The 17362-nt window shown below is 58.4% G+C and carries 15 protein-coding genes; 14 read left to right on the top strand and 1 reads right to left on the bottom strand.

What is annotated here, in order from left to right; genetic code table 11:
- Positions 1-43 precede the first annotated feature (43 nt).
- The 14 genes from CKW16_RS09025 to ispD all read left to right on the top strand — a co-directional run bounded on the left by CKW16_RS09025 (position 44) and on the right by ispD (position 16194).
- Positions 44-547, top strand: a complete 504-nt coding sequence (locus CKW16_RS09025) for an OmpH family outer membrane protein (protein WP_010462812.1) — start codon at positions 44-46, stop codon at positions 545-547.
- Between the two features lie 2 nt (positions 548-549).
- A complete protein-coding gene (gene lpxD, locus CKW16_RS09020) occupies positions 550-1605 on the top strand; it encodes a UDP-3-O-(3-hydroxymyristoyl)glucosamine N-acyltransferase (protein ID WP_095128094.1) in 1056 nt (351 codons plus the stop codon).
- A gap of 107 nt (positions 1606-1712) precedes the next feature.
- A complete protein-coding gene (gene fabZ / locus CKW16_RS09015) occupies positions 1713-2153 on the top strand; it encodes a 3-hydroxyacyl-ACP dehydratase FabZ (RefSeq protein ID WP_008154051.1) in 441 nt (146 codons plus the stop codon).
- Entirely contained in the window at positions 2150-2926 is a 777-nt protein-coding gene (gene lpxA / locus CKW16_RS09010; RefSeq protein WP_095128093.1) for an acyl-ACP--UDP-N-acetylglucosamine O-acyltransferase, read from the top strand. Before fabZ ends, lpxA begins: the two co-directional genes overlap by 4 nt.
- 2 nt (positions 2927-2928) lie before the next feature.
- On the top strand, positions 2929-4059 hold the full coding sequence (gene lpxB, locus CKW16_RS09005) for a lipid-A-disaccharide synthase (RefSeq protein WP_095128092.1): 1131 nt from the start codon (positions 2929-2931) through the stop codon (positions 4057-4059).
- 11 nt (positions 4060-4070) lie between these two features.
- Positions 4071-4697: a ribonuclease HII gene (rnhB, locus tag CKW16_RS09000; protein WP_033056287.1), complete on the top strand. Its 627-nt coding sequence runs from the start codon at positions 4071-4073 to the stop codon at positions 4695-4697.
- 83 nt (positions 4698-4780) lie between these two features.
- Positions 4781-8302, top strand: a complete 3522-nt coding sequence (gene dnaE, locus CKW16_RS08995; protein ID WP_095128091.1) for a DNA polymerase III subunit alpha — start codon at positions 4781-4783, stop codon at positions 8300-8302.
- A 140-nt stretch (positions 8303-8442) separates the two neighbouring features.
- Positions 8443-9390, top strand: coding sequence for an acetyl-CoA carboxylase carboxyltransferase subunit alpha (locus CKW16_RS08990; protein ID WP_008154040.1), 948 nt, complete (start codon positions 8443-8445; stop codon positions 9388-9390).
- 126 nt (positions 9391-9516) lie between these two features.
- A complete protein-coding gene (gene tilS / locus CKW16_RS08985; RefSeq protein ID WP_095128090.1) occupies positions 9517-10830 on the top strand; it encodes a tRNA lysidine(34) synthetase TilS in 1314 nt (437 codons plus the stop codon).
- 274 nt (positions 10831-11104) lie between these two features.
- Complete coding sequence (locus tag CKW16_RS08980) at positions 11105-12736, top strand: CTP synthase (protein ID WP_095128089.1); 1632 nt, start codon at positions 11105-11107, stop codon at positions 12734-12736.
- A gap of 5 nt (positions 12737-12741) precedes the next feature.
- Positions 12742-13587, top strand: coding sequence for a 3-deoxy-8-phosphooctulonate synthase (kdsA, locus tag CKW16_RS08975; protein WP_095128088.1), 846 nt, complete (start codon positions 12742-12744; stop codon positions 13585-13587).
- Positions 13588-13750: 163 nt separating this feature from the next.
- A complete protein-coding gene (eno, locus tag CKW16_RS08970) occupies positions 13751-15040 on the top strand; it encodes a phosphopyruvate hydratase (RefSeq protein WP_008154033.1) in 1290 nt (429 codons plus the stop codon).
- A 171-nt stretch (positions 15041-15211) separates the two neighbouring features.
- Positions 15212-15490, top strand: a complete 279-nt coding sequence (gene ftsB, locus CKW16_RS08965; RefSeq protein ID WP_008028992.1) for a cell division protein FtsB — start codon at positions 15212-15214, stop codon at positions 15488-15490.
- Positions 15487-16194, top strand: a complete 708-nt coding sequence (gene ispD / locus CKW16_RS08960; protein ID WP_095128087.1) for a 2-C-methyl-D-erythritol 4-phosphate cytidylyltransferase — start codon at positions 15487-15489, stop codon at positions 16192-16194. Before ftsB ends, ispD begins: the two co-directional genes overlap by 4 nt.
- Positions 16195-16361: 167 nt before the next feature.
- Here ispD and CKW16_RS08955 read toward each other — a convergent pair whose 3' ends face one another.
- Complete coding sequence (locus CKW16_RS08955; RefSeq protein ID WP_095128086.1) at positions 16362-17258, bottom strand: LysR substrate-binding domain-containing protein; 897 nt, start codon at positions 17256-17258, stop codon at positions 16362-16364.
- Between the last annotated feature and the right edge of the window lie 104 nt (positions 17259-17362).

The following is a 17362-nucleotide window of genomic DNA, read 5'->3' as shown; positions in this document are numbered from 1 at the left end:
GTCTGACCCAAGATAACGACAATGGATTTTGTAGGAGTGCATCGTGCGTAAGTTGACTCAATTGGTTCTCCTGGCGACCGTACTGGTAGCAGGTCCGGCTTTTGCCGACATGAAAATCGCCGTTCTGAACTATCAGATGGCTCTGCTGGAATCCGACGCGGCCAAGAAGTACGCCGTTGATGCCGAGAAGAAGTTCGGTCCACAGCTGTCCAAGCTCAAGACTCTGGAAAGCAGTGCCAAAGGTATCCAGGATCGTCTGATGGCTGGCGGCGACAAGATGCAGCAAGGCGAGCGTGAACGCCTGGAACTCGAGTTCAAGCAGAAGGCCCGTGATTTCCAGTTCCAGTCCAAGGAACTGAACGAAGCCAAAGCCGTTGCCGACCGTGAAATGCTGAAGCAGCTCAAGCCGAAACTGGACAGCGCTGTGGAAGAAGTCATCAAGAAAGGTGCTTTTGACCTGGTCTTCGAGCGTGGCGCAGTGATTGATGTCAAACCTCAGTACGACATCACTCGCCAGGTTATCGAGCGCATGAATCAGCTGAAGTAACCATGACAGCGACTATAAAGCTCGGCCAATTGGCCGAGTTCCTCGGCGCCACACTGCGTGGCGACCCGGAGAAAGAAATTACTGGGCTAGCCACTTTGCAAGAGGCTGGCCCAGCTCAGTTGAGCTTTCTCGCAAACCCCCAATACCGTAAATACCTGGCGGACAGCCGGGCCGCAGCGTTGTTGCTGAAGGCCGCTGACGCTGAAGGTTTTGCAGGTAATGCGCTGGTGGTGCCTGATCCGTATCTGGCCTACGCGCGGATTTCCCATCTGTTCGATCCCAAGCCAAAGGCCGCTGTCGGTGTTCATCCGACAGCCGTTGTGGCAGCGGATGCAGTGGTCGATCCGGCGGCGAGCATTGGTGCCTTTGCGGTGATCGAAAGCTGCGCGCGTATTGCTGCGGGTGTGACCGTTGGTGCGCACTGCTTCATCGGTGCCCGCTGCGAGATTGGCGAGGGCGGCTGGCTGGCCCCGCGAGTCACGCTGTACCACGATGTTCGCATCGGTAAGCGGGTGGTGATTCAATCGGGTGCCGTACTCGGTGGCGAAGGTTTCGGTTTTGCCAACGAGAAAGGTGTCTGGCAGAAGATCGCCCAGATCGGTGGTGTGCTGGTCGGTGACGACGTGGAGATTGGCGTGAATACCGCTATTGATCGCGGTGCACTGGCCGATACCGTTCTGGGTAACGGTGTGAAGCTCGACAACCAGATTCAGATCGCCCACAACGTGCAGGTTGGTGATCACACCGCCATGGCGGCGTGCGTGGGAATCTCCGGCAGCACCAAAATCGGCAAGCATTGCATGCTCGCCGGTGGCGTAGGGCTGGTGGGGCATATCGAAATTTGCGACAACGTTTTCATCACCGGGATGACCATGGTGACCCATTCGATTACCGAAAAGGGTTCCTATTCTTCCGGTACAGCCATGCAACCGGCAGCCGAATGGCGCAAAAGCGCGGCCCGTATCCGTCAGCTCGATGACATCGCGCGGCGTCTGCGACAGCTGGAAAAGCGTGTAGGGGAAGTGACCCCTGACGGTAATGCTTCATCAGATGGCTGATACCATTTCCATATCAAGTGTGCACAGCCGCTAGACTGCCTCCTTGATTTGCTAGAGGGGTGCGCGTCAGTCGCGCCTCCCAATCTTTACATAGGCTTCCCCCCGAAATGATGGACATCAACGAGATTCGCGAATACCTGCCTCACCGTTACCCGTTCCTGCTGGTGGACCGGGTCGTGGATCTGGATGTGGAAGGCAAGCGCATTCGCGCCTACAAGAATGTCAGCATCAACGAACCCTTCTTCAATGGTCACTTCCCTGCGCATCCAATCATGCCGGGCGTACTGATCATCGAAGCGATGGCTCAGGCTGCCGGCATCCTTGGCTTCAAAATGCTCGACGTGAAGCCTGCCGACGGCACGCTCTACTACTTCGTCGGCTCCGACAAGCTGCGTTTTCGCCAGCCCGTCACCCCAGGCGATCAGTTGATCCTCGAAGCCCGCTTCATCAGCTGCAAGCGTCAGATCTGGAAGTTCGAGTGCCAGGCTTCGGTCGATGGCAAGCCAGTCTGCTCTGCTGAAATCATCTGCGCGGAACGCAAACTATGAGTTTGATTGACCCTCGCGCAATCATCGATCCGGCGGCTATCCTGGCCGACGGCGTCGAGGTCGGCCCTTGGTCGATCATCGGTGCAGGTGTGGAAATCGGCGAGGGGACAGTGATCGGGCCGCATGTGATTCTCAAGGGCCCGACCCGAATCGGAAAGCACAACCGCATCTACCAGTTTTCTTCGGTAGGCGAGGACACGCCCGATCTGAAATACAAGGGTGAAGAAACCCGTCTGGTCATCGGTGACCACAACGTCATCCGTGAAGGCGTGACGATTCACCGTGGGACCGTTCAGGATCGTTCTGAAACGACCCTGGGCGACCACAATCTGATCATGGCCTATGCCCACATCGGCCACGACAGCGTCATCGGCAACCACTGCATCCTGGTCAACAACACCGCGTTGGCAGGCCATGTGCACGTTGAAGACTGGGCGATCCTGTCCGGTTTTACCCTGGTTCACCAGTATTGCCATATCGGCGCCCACAGCTTTTCCGGTATGGGCACCGCCATCGGCAAGGACGTCCCGGCGTACGTCACGGTGTTCGGCAACCCGGCCGAAGCCCGCAGCATGAACTTCGAAGGCATGCGTCGTCGCGGTTTCAGCGAAGATGCGATCCACGCGCTGCGTCGTGCCTACAAGGTGGTTTATCGCCAGGGCCTGACGGTCGAACAGGCGCTCGCCGAACTGGCCGAGCCTTCGGATCAGTTCCCGGAAGTTGCGGTGTTTCGTGATTCCATCCAGTCTTCGACCCGCGGCATCACTCGTTAATCATGGCTAATCTGCGTATTGCGCTGGTAGCGGGTGAAGCTTCCGGCGACATTCTTGGCGCGGGTCTCATGCGCGCACTCAAGGCTCAGCACCCGGCGGTGGAGTTCATCGGTGTCGGTGGCCCGCTGATGCAGGCTGAAGGCCTGACTTCGTATTTCCCGATGGAACGTCTTTCGGTCATGGGCCTGGTGGAAGTGCTGGGTCGCTTGCGCGAGTTGCTGGCACGCCGCAAGAAGCTGGTTGCCGACCTTGTCGCCGAGAAGCCGGACGTGTTCATCGGTATCGATGCCCCGGACTTCAACCTCAATATCGAACTCAAGCTGCGTCAGGCCGGGATCAAGACCGTGCATTACGTTAGTCCGTCGGTTTGGGCGTGGCGGCAGAAACGGGTGCTGAAGATTCGCGAAGGCTGCGATCTGATGCTGACGCTGTTCCCGTTCGAAGCGAAATTCTATGAAGAGAAGGGCGTGCCGGTGCGGTTTGTCGGGCATTCCCTGGCTGACGCCATCCCGCTGGAGGCCGATCGTGCCGCCGCGCGGGCTGAACTCGGCTTGCCCGACGGGCCGCTGGTTGCTCTGATGCCCGGCAGTCGTGGTGGCGAAGTTGGCCGGCTAGGTGCGTTGTTCCTCGATACGGCCCAGCGTCTGCGAGCCCTGCGCCCTGGTGTGCGGTTCGTCATGCCTTGCGCCGGCCCCGAGCGCCGCCAGCAGCTTGAAGAGCTGTTGGCGGGCCGAGATCTACCGCTGACATTGCTCAACGGTAAATCCCATCTGGCCCTGGCAGCCTGTGACGCTGTGCTGATCGCGTCCGGAACCGCGACGCTTGAAGCGTTGTTGTACAAACGGCCGATGGTGGTCGCGTACCGCTTGGCACCGCTGACGTTCTGGATTCTCAAGCGCATGGTGAAAAGTCCCTACATCTCCTTGCCGAACCTGCTGGCCCAGCGCCTGTTGGTGCCCGAGTTGTTGCAGGACGATGCGACCGTTGAAGCCTTGGCCCAGACGCTGTCGCCACTGATCGAAGGCGGTGAAGAACAGACCCGCGGCTTCGATGAAATCCACCGGACCCTTCGTCTGGATGCCTCCAACCAGGCAGCAGATGCAGTGCTGAACCTGATCGGCCAAGTACAATGAGTAAAACAAGCATGCAAATGGGGTTGGATTTCACCTTGGTCGCCGAAGTTGAAGATCTGGTCGCCGGTGTTGACGAAGTCGGTCGCGGCCCACTCTGTGGCGCCGTGGTGACAGCAGCGGTGATCCTCGATCCGAGCCGTCCGATTCTGGGCCTGAACGACTCGAAGAAGCTCACCGAAGCACGCCGCGAAAAGCTCTACGACGAGATCTGCGAAAAGGCCCTGAGCTGGTGCATCGCTCGCGCCGAAGTCGAAGAAATTGACGAGCTGAACATCTTGCACGCCACCATGCTGGCCATGCAGCGCGCCGTCGAAGGCCTGCACATCACGCCAAAACTGGCGATGATCGATGGCAATCGTTGCCCGAAGCTGTCGATGCGTGCCGAAGCAGTGGTGCAGGGCGACGGTAAGGTACCGGCCATCGCTGCAGCGTCGATTCTGGCCAAGGTCAGCCGCGACCGTGAGATGGCTGCATTCGAATTGATTTACCCGGGTTACGGCATCGGTGGTCACAAAGGCTACCCGACGCCCGTTCACCTGGAGGCGCTGGCCCGCTTGGGGCCAACGCCGATTCACCGTCGCTCGTTCGCCCCGGTACGCCTGGCGTACGAGGCGCGGGAAAACCTGATCGAGAGTTAGTCGCAAGGCTGATGTTTTTGCCAAGGCCCGGTACAATCCGGGCCTTGTTGTCTTCACGTTTCTAGTTTCTAGACAGGATCACTATGCCGGCTTCATTCGTTCATCTACGCCTGCACACTGAGTATTCCCTGGTCGACGGTCTGGTGCGGATCAAACCGCTGGTCAAGACCCTGGTCGGCATGAACATGCCTGCCGTAGCGGTTACCGACCAGAACAACATGTGTTCCCTGGTCAAATTCTATAAAGCCGCCATGGGCGCCGGGATCAAACCGATCTGTGGCGCCGACCTGTGGCTGTCGAACAAGGATCCGGATAACGCTCTGAGCCGGATCAGCCTGCTGGCGATGAACGCCGTGGGTTATCGCAACCTCACCGAACTGATCTCCCGCGGCTTCATCGACGGCCAGCGCAATGGCTCGGTCATCATTGAGCGTGAGTGGGTGGCCGAAGCCAGCGAAGGCTTGATCATGCTGTCGGCGGCGAAGGAAGGCGAGATCGGCCTGGCGATGCTCAGTGGCAACCCGGCCGAAGCGGAAAACCTGGCACGCGAATGGATGGCCGTGTTCCCGGATCGCTTCTACCTGGAAATCCAGCGCACCAGCCGCCCCAACGACGAAGAACAGTTGCACGGTGCCGTGGCCCTCGCTGAAAAAATCGGTGCGCCGCTGGTCGCGACCAACGACGTGCGCTTCATCAAGCAGGAAGACTTTGCCGCTCATGAAACCCGCGTTTGCATCGGTGAGGGCCGTGCCCTCGACGATCCGCGGCGTTCGAAGAATTACAGTGATCAGCAATACCTCAAAAGCGCCGAGGAAATGGCTGAGTTGTTCAGCGACATTCCCGAAGCGCTGGAAAACACCGTCGAGATTGCCAAGCGCTGCAACATCGAAGTGAAGCTGGGCACTCACTTCCTGCCCAACTTCCCGATCCCCGATGGCATGACCATCGACGAGTATTTCCGCAAGGTTTCCTTCGATGGCCTGGAAGATCGCCTCAGCGTTCTGCTGCCCAAGGACACCACCGAAGACTACGAAACCAAGCGTCAGGTCTACGTCGACCGGCTGAATTTCGAGCTGGATATCATCATCCAGATGGGGTTTCCCGGTTACTTCCTGATCGTTATGGACTTTATCCAGTGGGCCAAGAGTAACGGCGTGCCGGTAGGTCCAGGCCGTGGATCGGGTGCCGGATCGCTGGTGGCCTATGTGCAAAAGATCACCGACCTCGACCCGCTGGAATATGACCTGCTGTTCGAACGCTTCCTTAACCCGGAACGGGTATCCATGCCCGACTTCGACGTCGACTTCTGCATGGATGGTCGCGACCGCGTGATCGATTACGTGGCCGAGAAATACGGTCGCAACGCGGTAAGCCAGATCATCACCTTCGGTTCCATGGCGGCCAAGGCTGTGGTCCGTGACGTGGCGCGGGTGCAGGGCAAGTCCTACGGCTTGGCGGATCGTCTGTCGAAGATGATTCCGTTCGAAGTCGGCATGACCCTGGAAAAGGCCTACGAACAGGAAGAGATCCTCCGTGACTTCATCAAGGTCGATGAAGAAGCCGCTGAAATCTGGGAAATGGCCCGCAAGCTTGAAGGCGTTGTGCGTAACGTCGGTAAGCATGCCGGTGGTGTGGTGATCGCGCCGACCAAGCTGACTGACTTCTCTCCGATTTATTGCGATGAGGCCGGTGATGGTCTGGTCACCCAGTTCGACAAGGATGACGTTGAAGCCGCAGGCCTGGTGAAGTTCGACTTCCTCGGTCTGCGGACCCTGACGGTCATCGACTGGGCGCTGAAAACCATCAACCGCGATCGCGCCAAGGTCGATGAACCGCCGCTGGATATCGCGTTCATCCCTCTGGATGACAAGCCGACTTACCAGTTGCTGCAAAAAGCCGAAACCACCGCGGTGTTCCAGCTTGAGTCGCGCGGCATGAAAGAGCTGATCAAAAAGCTCAAGCCCGACTGCCTGGAAGACTTGATCGCACTGGTGGCCCTGTTCCGTCCGGGTCCATTGCAATCGGGCATGGTGGACGACTTTATCAACCGTAAGCACGGTCGCGCCGAACTCGCGTACCCGCACTCGGACTACCAGTACGAAGGCCTCAAACCGGTTCTGGCACCGACTTACGGCATCATCCTGTATCAGGAACAGGTGATGCAGATTGCCCAGGTCATGGCCGGTTACACCCTTGGCGGCGCGGACATGCTGCGTCGAGCCATGGGTAAGAAAAAACCCGAAGAAATGGCCAAGCAGCGCGGCGGCTTCATTGACGGTTGCAAGACCAACAATATCGACGCCGACCTGGCCGGTAACATTTTCGACCTGGTAGAGAAATTCGCCGGTTACGGCTTCAACAAATCCCACTCCGCCGCTTATGGCCTGGTGTCATACCAGACCGCCTGGCTGAAAACGCACTACCCGGCGCCGTTCATGGCTGCGGTACTTTCGGCGGATATGCACAACACCGACAAGGTCGTGACCTTGATCGAAGAAATTCGCACCATGAAGCTGCGTCTCGACGCGCCGGATGTGAATACTTCGGAGTTCAAGTTCACGGTGAATGACGAAGGCCGGATTATTTACGGCCTCGGCGCGATCAAAGGTGTGGGTGAAGGTCCGGTGGAAGCCATCACCGAGGCGCGTCAGGAAGGTCCGTTCAAGGATCTGTTCGACTTCTGCGCCCGTGTCGATCTCAAACGTATCAACAAGCGCACCCTGGACGGTTTGATCCGCAGCGGTGCGCTGGATCGTCTGGGGCCTTACTTCCATGACGAGCAGAAAGCCTATCAGGCCAATATCGACCGCAACCGGGCGGTCTTGCTGAACGCCATGGAAGGGGCGATCAAGGCGGCCGAACAAACCGCGCGTACCCACGACAGCGGTCATGTCGACCTGTTTGGCGGCCTGTTCGTCGAAGAAGACGCCGATGTCTACGCCAATCACCGCAAAGCCAAGGAGCTGACCCTCAAGGAACGCCTGAAAGGGGAGAAAGACACCCTGGGCCTGTACCTGACCGGTCACCCGATCGACGAATACGAAGGCGAGATCCGCCGTTTCGCCCGTCAGCGCATCATCGACCTGAAACCGGCCCGTGATACCCAGACCGTCGCGGGCATGATCATCGCCCTGCGAGTCATGAAGAACAAAAAGGGCGACAAGATGGGTTTCATCACCCTCGACGACCGCTCTGGACGGATCGAAGCGTCGCTGTTCGCCGAAGCATTCCATTCCGCGCAATCGCTTTTGCAGACCGATGCGATGGTGGTGGTCGAAGGCGAAGTCAGCAACGACGACTTCTCCGGTGGCTTGCGGCTGCGGGTCAAGCGGGTGATGAGCATGGAAGATGCGCGCACCAACCTGGCCGAAAGCCTGCGCTTGAAGCTGCAGACCCAGGATTTGAAAGGCGATCAGCTACGCTGGCTCGGTGAGTTGTTCAAGCGTCACCGTGGGGCGTGCCCGATCACCATGGAATACACCAGTCCCGATGCGAAGGCCTTGCTGCAGTTCGGCGAGACCTGGCGGATTGACCCGGCGGATGCCTTGATTCAAGCCCTGCGTGACCAGTTCGGGCGAGACAACGTCTTCCTCCAATACCGTTGACGGTCAGGCCCTATAGTTAGGGCCTGATCTCGACCTGAATTTTTAATCTCGACCTGAACGCGCCTCTCCCTTAAGGTAGGGCGCGAATAGACAACCGGCCGGCCCAAGCTCTCTTGGATGTCGACCCAAGACGGACGCCTATGAACCCGAATTTTCTAGATTTCGAACAGCCGATCGCCGACCTGCAAGCCAAGATCGAAGAGTTGCGCTTGGTCGGTAATGACAATTCGCTGAATATCGGCGATGAGATCTCCCGCCTGCAGGACAAAAGCAGCACGCTGACCGAAGACATCTTCGGCAAGCTGACCAGCTGGCAGATCGCGCGTCTGGCGCGTCACCCGAAACGTCCATATACCCTGGACTACATCGAACACATCTTCACCGAGTTCGACGAATTGCACGGCGACCGTCACTTCTCCGACGACGCTGCGATCGTCGGCGGCATTGCCCGTCTGGACGACCAGCCGGTGATGATCATCGGTCACCAGAAAGGCCGTGAAGTGCGCGAGAAAGTTCGTCGCAACTTTGGCATGCCGCGTCCAGAAGGCTACCGTAAGGCCTGCCGCCTGATGGAAATGGCCGAACGTTTCAAAATGCCGATCCTGACCTTCATCGACACGCCGGGCGCTTACCCTGGTATCGACGCTGAAGAGCGCAACCAGAGCGAAGCGATTGCCTGGAACCTGCGCGTCATGGCGCGCCTGAAGACCCCAATCATCGCCACCGTGATCGGTGAAGGTGGTTCCGGTGGTGCTCTGGCGATCGGCGTTTGCGATCAACTGAACATGCTGCAGTACTCGACTTACGCGGTGATTTCGCCGGAAGGTTGCGCTTCGATTCTGTGGAAGACCGCCGAGAAGGCGCCGGACGCTGCCGAAGCCATGGGCATCACTGCCGAGCGCCTGAAAGGCCTGGGTATTGTGGATAAAGTGATCAGCGAGCCTTTGGGCGGCGCGCACCGTAATCCGGCCGCTGCGGCTGCATCGATCCGTGCCGAGCTGAGCTCGCAGCTGGCGATGTTGAAGAAGTTCGATAACGAAGCGCTGTTGGCTCGCCGTTACGAGCGTCTGATGAGCTACGGTCTCTGATCGATCGCTCCTGCATCACCCTGTAGGAGCAAGGCTTGCCCGCGATTGGGACGCCTCGGTTTAACAGACCGACCGCGTTATCGTTCATCGCGAGCAAGCTCGGCTCCTACAGGTTTTGGTGTGTCCATGTCACTTCAAGCGAAACTGCTCAAGCAACTTGCTCCACGGCGCAACGCCGCAACCTGGCGTATCGCCTTCTCCGGTGGTCTCGACTCCACCGTTCTGCTGCACCTTCTCGTACACCTCGCAAAAACCGAATCCCTGCCGGCGCTAAACGCCATCCATGTTCATCACGGCCTTCAGGCTGTGGCTGATGCGTGGCCGGACCATTGTCAGTCGGTCTGTGATGCGCTGGGTGTGCCGTTGCAGGTTGTTCGCGTGCAGGTTCAACCCGGCGCCAGCCTTGAGCGTGCAGCCCGGGATGCGCGATATGCCGCGTTCATCGAGGCGACTCAGGCCAATGAAGTGTTGATGACCGCCCAGCACCGTGACGATCAGGCGGAAACGTTGTTGTTTCGGCTGTTGCGTGGGGCAGGGGTGAGGGGATTGTCAGGGATGCCACGCCAGCGCCCGCTCGGTAAAGGGCAGTTGCTTCGGCCATTGATCGATGTCGCGCGGGCTGAACTTGAAGCCTATGCGGCCGAGCATCGGCTTGGCTGGATTGAAGACCCATCGAACCAGGATCGGCAATTCTCGCGAAATTACCTGCGCCATCAGGTGTTCCCGGTATTGACCGAGCGCTGGCCGCAAGCGGTAACGACCATGGCCCGAAGCGCTGCGCATCTGAGCGAAGCGCAGGGGTTGCTCGATGAGCTTGCGCAAATCGACCTGGCTGACGCTAGCACTGCCAACGACTTTGATTGGCTGGGATTGCCGTCCCTGAAGCTGGCGGCATTGGAAAAACTGTCTGCTGCTCGTCAGCGTAATGCCTTAAGTCATTGGCTCGAACCGCTGACGCGACTGCCGGACAGTGACCATTGGTCGGGTTGGGAGAATTTACGTGATGCCACCGGCGATGCCTGCCCGATCTGGCGGCTGGCGGATGGCGAACTGCATCGGGCGGGTGGGCGTATCTGGTGGTTGTCCGGCAGTTGGTTGCGCACGTCGCCCGCCGTCGGAAACTGGCTTGATCCCTTGCTATCGCTGGTGTTGCCGGACAACGGCGTGCTCACACTCACCGGTCAAATCCCCGATGGCCTGCTGCATATCCGCTATCGTGAGGGAGGTGAGGTAATGAATTTGCCCGGTCGCGGCCATCGCGATCTGAAGCGATTGCTCAATGAACGCGGCGTGCCGGGTTTTGTCCGTGGCAGATTGCCGCTGCTCTACCGAGGCGAGCAATTACTGGCCGTGGCCAACCTGCCGGGCTTGGACGGCAGTGCAAAGGATCGTTGGAATTTGCTTTGGCAGCCGCCGCACGAAGATCTAGGTTTGAGCTGAAAGGGGCTTTCCGGTAGACTACGCTCCCTTCTTGATACAACTTCTGTGGATTCGCCTGAATTGCAGGAGTTGCCGATTACCAAGCAGTCTTTGCTGGGCGATTCCAAAAAATGTGTAGCGAGCAACGTACCGGTGTTTCATCTTCCGGTCTGTCCCAACGCGGCGGTTTTTTCGAAGGTTGCACTGTGATTAATGCAGGTGATCGGGGGCTTCGGCCTTCCTTCGCTTTCCCCGGCGGCTCGGACCGCTTTAACGCAGACTTCTAGGGTTTTTCATGACGCGCTACATATTCGTCACGGGCGGTGTTGTTTCTTCATTGGGGAAAGGCATCGCATCGGCTTCATTGGCGGCCATCCTGGAGGCGCGGGGACTTAAGGTCACCATGCTGAAGCTGGACCCGTACATCAACGTTGACCCGGGCACCATGAGCCCGTTCCAGCACGGTGAAGTGTTCGTCACCCACGACGGCGCCGAGACCGACCTGGACCTGGGCCACTACGAGCGGTTCATCCGCACGACCATGACCCAGAACAACAACTTCACCACCGGCCGTGTCTACGAACACGTCCTGCGCAAAGAGCGCCGTGGTGATTACCTGGGCGCCACCATTCAGGTGATCCCGCACATCACCGACGAAATCAAGCGCCGGATCATCAAGGGCGCCGGCGATGCCGACGTGGCCATGGTCGAGATCGGTGGCACCGTGGGTGACATCGAATCCCAGCCGTTCCTCGAAGCGATCCGTCAATTGCGTTTCGAAGTCGGCGCCAAGCGCGCGATGCTGATGCACCTGACACTGGTGCCGTACATCGCCACTGCCGGCGAAACCAAAACCAAGCCTACTCAGCACTCGGTCAAGGAACTGCGTTCCATCGGCCTGCAGCCTGACGTGCTGGTCTGCCGTTCCGATCACCCGATCGACATCTCCTCGCGTCGCAAGATCGCTCAGTTCACCAACGTTGAAGAACGTGCGGTGATTGCGCTGGAAGACGCCGACACCATCTACAAGATCCCGGGCATTCTGCACGCCCAGGGCCTGGATGATTTCGTTGTCGAGCGTTTCGGCCTGCAATGTGGCGGCGCCGATCTGTCCGAGTGGGAAGCCGTGGTCGACGCCAAGCTCAACCCTGAGCATGAAGTCACCATCGCCATGGTCGGCAAGTACATGGAACTGCTGGACGCCTACAAGTCGCTGATCGAAGCGATGAGTCACGCCGGCATCAGCAACCGCACCAAGGTCAACCTGCGCTACATCGACTCCGAAGACATCGAAAACCAGGGCACTGCGCTGCTGGAAGGTGTCGACGCGATTCTGGTACCTGGCGGCTTCGGTCTGCGTGGCGTGGAAGGCAAGATCACTGCCGTTCAATACGCTCGCGAAAACAAGGTTCCGTACCTGGGCATCTGCCTGGGTATGCAAGTGGCCGTGATCGAGTTCGCTCGTAATGTGCTGGGCTGGAAAGACGCCAACTCCACCGAGTTCGATCGTGCAAGCGGTCACCCGGTCGTGGGTCTGATCACTGAGTGGGAAGATGCCACCGGCGCCGTCGAAACCCGTACCGAAACCTCCGATCTGGGCGGCACCATGCGCCTTGGCGCTCAGGATTGCCTGCTGGAACCGGGTTCCCTGGTGCACGATTGCTACGCCAAGGACGTGATCGTCGAGCGTCACCGTCACCGCTACGAAGTGAACAACAACCTGCTGCCGCAAATCATGGAAGCCGGTCTGAAAATCTCCGGTCGTTCCGGTGATGGCGCCCTGGTAGAAGTGGTTGAAGCTCCGGATCATCCATGGTTCGTCGCTTGCCAGTTCCACCCTGAGTTCACCTCGACACCACGTGACGGTCACCCGTTGTTCACCGGTTTCGTTAAAGCAGCTTTGGTTCAACACCAGAAGAAGGCGTAAATCCGATGGCCCAGAAGATCATCCGCGTAGGCGATATCGAGATTGCCAACGACAAGCCAATGGTGCTTTTCGGTGGCATGAACGTGCTGGAAAGCCGCGACATGGCGATGCAGGTCTGCGAAGAATACGTAAAGGTCACCGAGAAACTCGGTATCCCTTACGTGTTCAAGGCCAGCTTCGACAAGGCCAACCGTTCCTCCGTGACCTCTTACCGTGGCCCCGGCCTGGAAGAGGGCATGCGGATTTTCCAGGAGATCAAGCAAGCCTTTGGCGTGCCGATCATCACCGACGTCCACGAGCCTGATCAGGCTGCGGTCGTCGCTGAAGTCTGCGATATCATCCAGCTGCCGGCCTTCTTGTCGCGCCAGACCGACCTGGTGGTCGCGATGGCCAAGACCGGTGCAGTGATCAACATCAAGAAAGCCCAGTTCCTCGCGCCTCAGGAAATGAAGCACATCCTGAGCAAATGCGTGGAAGCGGGTAACGATCAGTTGATCCTCTGCGAACGCGGATCGAGCTTCGGCTACAACAACCTGGTCGTCGACATGCTCGGCTTCGGCATCATGAAGCAGTTCGAATACCCGGTGTTCTTCGACGTGACCCACGCGCTGCAAATGCCCGGCGGTCGCTCCGATTCTGCCGGTGGTCGTCGCGCCCAGGTCCTCGACCTGGCAAAAGCCGGTATGAGCCAGTCGTTGGCTGGCCTGTTCCTCGAAGCACACCCGGACCCGGACAACGCCAAATGCGACGGCCCTTGCGCCTTGCGTCTGGACAAACTGGAGCCATTCCTGGCCCAGCTCAAAGCTTTGGACGAACTGGTGAAGAGTTTTCCGACGGTAGAAACCGCGTAATCCTCATTTCTCCGGTAAAGTACCGCACGAATTAATGCTCAGGCCCGCTGGCCGCACTGCTCTTGTAGGAGCATGGCTTGCCAGCGATGGCGTCCTTGAGGGCCCCATCGCCGGCAAGCCGTGCTCCTACAGCGTTTTCGTCAACTTTGGAGTGTTTACAACAATGGCAAAAATCGTCGACATCAAAGGTCGTGAAGTTCTCGACTCCCGTGGCAACCCCACCGTGGAAGCGGACGTGCTTCTCGATAACGGCATCATCGGCAGTGCTTGCGCGCCGTCCGGTGCTTCCACTGGCTCGCGTGAAGCGCTCGAGCTGCGTGATGGCGACAAGAGCCGTTACCTGGGCAAGGGCGTGCTGAAAGCCGTCGCCAACATCAACGGTCCGATCCGCGACCTGTTGAAAGGTGCAGACCCAAGCGACCAGAAAGCGCTGGATCACGCGATGATCAAGCTCGACGGTACTGAAAACAAAGGTTCCCTGGGCGCCAACGCGATCCTCGCCGTTTCCCTGGCAGCCGCCAAGGCAGCCGCACAGGATCAGGACCTGCCGCTGTACGCTCACATCGCCAACCTGAACGGCACCCCGGGTGTTTACTCGATGCCGGTTCCGATGATGAACATCATCAACGGTGGCGAGCACGCCGATAACAACGTCGACATCCAGGAATTCATGGTTCAGCCAGTAGGCGCCAAGTCTTTCTCGGAAGGTCTGCGCATGGGCACCGAGATTTTCCATCACCTGAAAGCTGTTCTGAAGGCCCGTGGCCTGAGCACCGCAGTGGGCGATGAAGGTGGTTTCGCACCGAACCTGGCCTCCAACGAAGACGCTTTGAAAGTGATCTCCGAAGCCGTGGCCAACGCCGGTTACAAGCTGGGCACTGACGTGACCCTGGCGCTGGACTGCGCGGCCAGCGAATTCTACGAAGACGGTAAATACAACCTGTCCGGCGAAGGCCAGGTGTTCACCGCTGAAGGTTTCGCTGACTACCTGAAAGGCTTGACCGAGCGTTATCCGATCATCTCGATCGAAGACGGCCTGGACGAGTCCGACTGGGCTGGCTGGAAAATCCTCACCGACAAGATCGGCGAGAAGACTCAGCTGGTAGGCGACGACCTGTTCGTAACCAACACCAAGATCCTGAAAGAAGGCATCGATAAAAAGATCGCCAACTCGATCCTGATCAAGTTCAACCAGATCGGCACCCTGACCGAAACCCTGGAAGCCATCCAGATGGCCAAGGCCGCTGGTTACACCGCCGTGATCTCGCACCGCTCCGGCGAAACCGAAGATTCGACCATTGCCGACCTGGCTGTGGGCACCGCGGCTGGCCAGATCAAGACCGGCTCCCTGTGCCGTTCCGACCGTGTTTCCAAGTACAACCAACTGCTGCGTATCGAAGAGCAGTTGAATGGCAAAGCCAAGTACAACGGTCGTAGCGAATTCCGCGGTTAATCGTTTATTGGTAAAAAGACACCGGATTGTGTCGGAAAAATCGCGACAGCGATGGATTTGCCACTAATCTGATGCCTTATAAGCACAAGCCTGGGTCTTCCAGGCTTCGTGCTATCAGAAGCTTCAAAGTTTTGGCATGGCTGTCTTTTTTCACTGGATACCTGATATTCGATGCGCAGTCCCAATTGGTTGTTCCTCGTCTTGCTCCTGCTGCTGGCTGGCCTGCAATACCGCCTGTGGGTGGGTAATGGCAGTCTGGCGCAAGTGGCCGAACTGACTCAGCAGATCGCAGATCAACACGCTGAGAACGAGGGGCTGCTTGAGCGCAATCGGGTGATGGACGCTGAAGTCAGTGAATTGAAAAAGGGCATGGAGACCGTTGAAGAGCGGGCTCGTCATGAGTTGGGCATGGTCAAGGACGGTGAAACCCTTTACCAGTTGGCTCAATGAACCCCTCGTTACCGGCCTTCTGGGCTGTAATTCCTGCCGCGGGCGTCGGTGCCCGTATGGCCGCGGACCGTCCCAAGCAATACTTGCAACTGGGCGGGCGCACAATTCTCGAACACAGCCTCGGCTGTTTCCTTGATCATCCTTCCCTGAAAGGGTTGGTGGTCAGTCTTGCTGTTGATGATCCTTATTGGCCGAACCTGGCGTGTGCTAGCGATCCGCGAATTCAGCGGGTTGAAGGCGGTTCCGAGCGTTCCGGGTCGGTCCTCAATGCGTTGCTGCATTTGCATGCGCAAGGCGCTGACGATGAGGATTGGGTGCTGGTTCACGATGCTGCGCGGCCGAATCTGAGCCGTGATGATCTGGACAAGTTGCTGGGTGAACTCGCAGATGATCCGGTCGGTGGGCTGTTGGCGGTTCCGGCACGCGATACTCTCAAGCGGGTCGACAAGCATGGTCGTGTGGTCGAAACCGTGGATCGCAGTGTGATCTGGCAAGCCTATACGCCGCAGATGTTTCGCCTTGGTGCACTGCATCGGGCGTTGGCCGACAGTCTGGTGGCCGATGCGGTCATCACCGACGAAGCCTCGGCCATGGAGTGGGCAGGCCTGGCGCCACGTTTGATCGAAGGTCGGTCCGACAATCTCAAAGTAACTCGCCCTGAAGACCTTGAGTGGTTGCGCCAGCGCTGGGCCAACCGCCACTGACTGCTGTGGTGTCTGTCAGATTGCTTTCGCGAGCAAGCCCGCTCCCACACCTGATCTCGGACGAGCACAAATAATATGTTCACTGAAGATCCACTGTGGGGGCGGGCTTGCTCGCGAAAGCGGTAGTTCAAGCAATCAATCCCAGGCAGGCACACCGGTAGATTTTTCTAAGTTCGATACTCCGGCCGTTCGGCCAGCCCTTCCTTCAAGTAATCCACCAACTTGCGCACCTTGGGTGACAGATGCCGCTGCTGTGGATAAAGCGCCCACACGGCAGTGTTCGGCGGTTGGTGGGCTTCCAGCAGCGAAATCAATTCGCCGTTTTTCAGATGCTCGAGCACGTAGTAGTCCGGCAGCTGGCACAAACCCACACCCTGTAAAGCCGCATCCAAAACTGCTTGCCCACTATTGCAACGCCAGTTTCCCTGCACTCGCTGGGAAAATTCCCGCCCGTTCTGTTCCAGTTGCCAGATATCCGAGCTACCAATGAGGCAGTTGTGGCGGCTTAGTTCCGACAAGCTATGTGGGCGACCATACCGTTCCAGGTAGGACGGCGATGCGCACAGGTACATGCGTCGTGGCGCCAGACGTGTCGCCACCAGTCGTGAGTCTTGCAGGCGGCCGAGCCGGATTGCCAGATCCAGGCCTTCATGCACGAGGTCGAGTTGGCGGTTGCTCAGTTCGATGTCGATGCGCAGTTGCGGATAGAGCCCCATGAAACGGGTCACCAGCGGCACGATGAAGCGTTCGCCATACGCCACGGCGCAGGTCATGCGCAGCATGCCTTTGGGTTCGCTAGTCAGGTCACCCACCGCTCGCAGTGCTTCTTCGCGACCATCCTGTAGGCGCTGGCAATGTTGCAGAAAGGTTTGCCCTGCCTCGGTCAGAGTGACCCGGCGGGTACTGCGATAAAGCAGTCGCGTCTGAAGGCGCTCTTCGAGGCGTACTATTTGTCGACTGATGTGCGAGGAAGAAACCCCGAGGCGTTCCGCGGCAGCCGTGAACTGGCTGCACTCGGCCACGGCGACAAATTCGTCGATACCTTCCCAGCGGTTTTCGGACATCGAGGATTATCCCTGTATGGCAATAATGTTTTGCTTTTGTCCGGATTATTCACCGTCAGGCGGTGTATTACACTCTTTGTCTCGTTTTTATTCACTGGAGAACC

Origin of the sequence: Pseudomonas sp. Irchel s3h14, assembly GCF_900187425.1 — a bacterium.
Classification (GTDB): domain Bacteria; phylum Pseudomonadota; class Gammaproteobacteria; order Pseudomonadales; family Pseudomonadaceae; genus Aquipseudomonas.
Note: the sequence above shows the minus strand (reverse complement) of the source record. Positions and strands in the feature narration are given on the sequence as shown.

What these genes read in the sequence shown, in the direction of transcription:
- tilS (WP_095128090.1), top strand. Translation starts at nt 9,517, where the DNA reads ATGTCACTTCAAGCGAAACTGCTCAAGCAACTTGCTCCACGGCGCAAC.
- lpxD (WP_095128094.1), top strand. Translation starts at nt 550, where the DNA reads ATGACAGCGACTATAAAGCTCGGCCAATTGGCCGAGTTCCTCGGCGCC.
- CKW16_RS08955 (WP_095128086.1), bottom strand. Translation starts at nt 17,258, where the DNA reads ATGTCCGAAAACCGCTGGGAAGGTATCGACGAATTTGTCGCCGTGGCC.
- CKW16_RS08980 (WP_095128089.1), top strand. Translation starts at nt 11,105, where the DNA reads ATGACGCGCTACATATTCGTCACGGGCGGTGTTGTTTCTTCATTGGGG.
- dnaE (WP_095128091.1), top strand. Translation starts at nt 4,781, where the DNA reads ATGCCGGCTTCATTCGTTCATCTACGCCTGCACACTGAGTATTCCCTG.
- lpxB (WP_095128092.1), top strand. Translation starts at nt 2,929, where the DNA reads ATGGCTAATCTGCGTATTGCGCTGGTAGCGGGTGAAGCTTCCGGCGAC.
- kdsA (WP_095128088.1), top strand. Translation starts at nt 12,742, where the DNA reads ATGGCCCAGAAGATCATCCGCGTAGGCGATATCGAGATTGCCAACGAC.
- fabZ (WP_008154051.1), top strand. Translation starts at nt 1,713, where the DNA reads ATGATGGACATCAACGAGATTCGCGAATACCTGCCTCACCGTTACCCG.
- ftsB (WP_008028992.1), top strand. Translation starts at nt 15,212, where the DNA reads ATGCGCAGTCCCAATTGGTTGTTCCTCGTCTTGCTCCTGCTGCTGGCT.
- lpxA (WP_095128093.1), top strand. Translation starts at nt 2,150, where the DNA reads ATGAGTTTGATTGACCCTCGCGCAATCATCGATCCGGCGGCTATCCTG.
- rnhB (WP_033056287.1), top strand. Translation starts at nt 4,071, where the DNA reads ATGCAAATGGGGTTGGATTTCACCTTGGTCGCCGAAGTTGAAGATCTG.
- CKW16_RS08990 (WP_008154040.1), top strand. Translation starts at nt 8,443, where the DNA reads ATGAACCCGAATTTTCTAGATTTCGAACAGCCGATCGCCGACCTGCAA.
- eno (WP_008154033.1), top strand. Translation starts at nt 13,751, where the DNA reads ATGGCAAAAATCGTCGACATCAAAGGTCGTGAAGTTCTCGACTCCCGT.
- ispD (WP_095128087.1), top strand. Translation starts at nt 15,487, where the DNA reads ATGAACCCCTCGTTACCGGCCTTCTGGGCTGTAATTCCTGCCGCGGGC.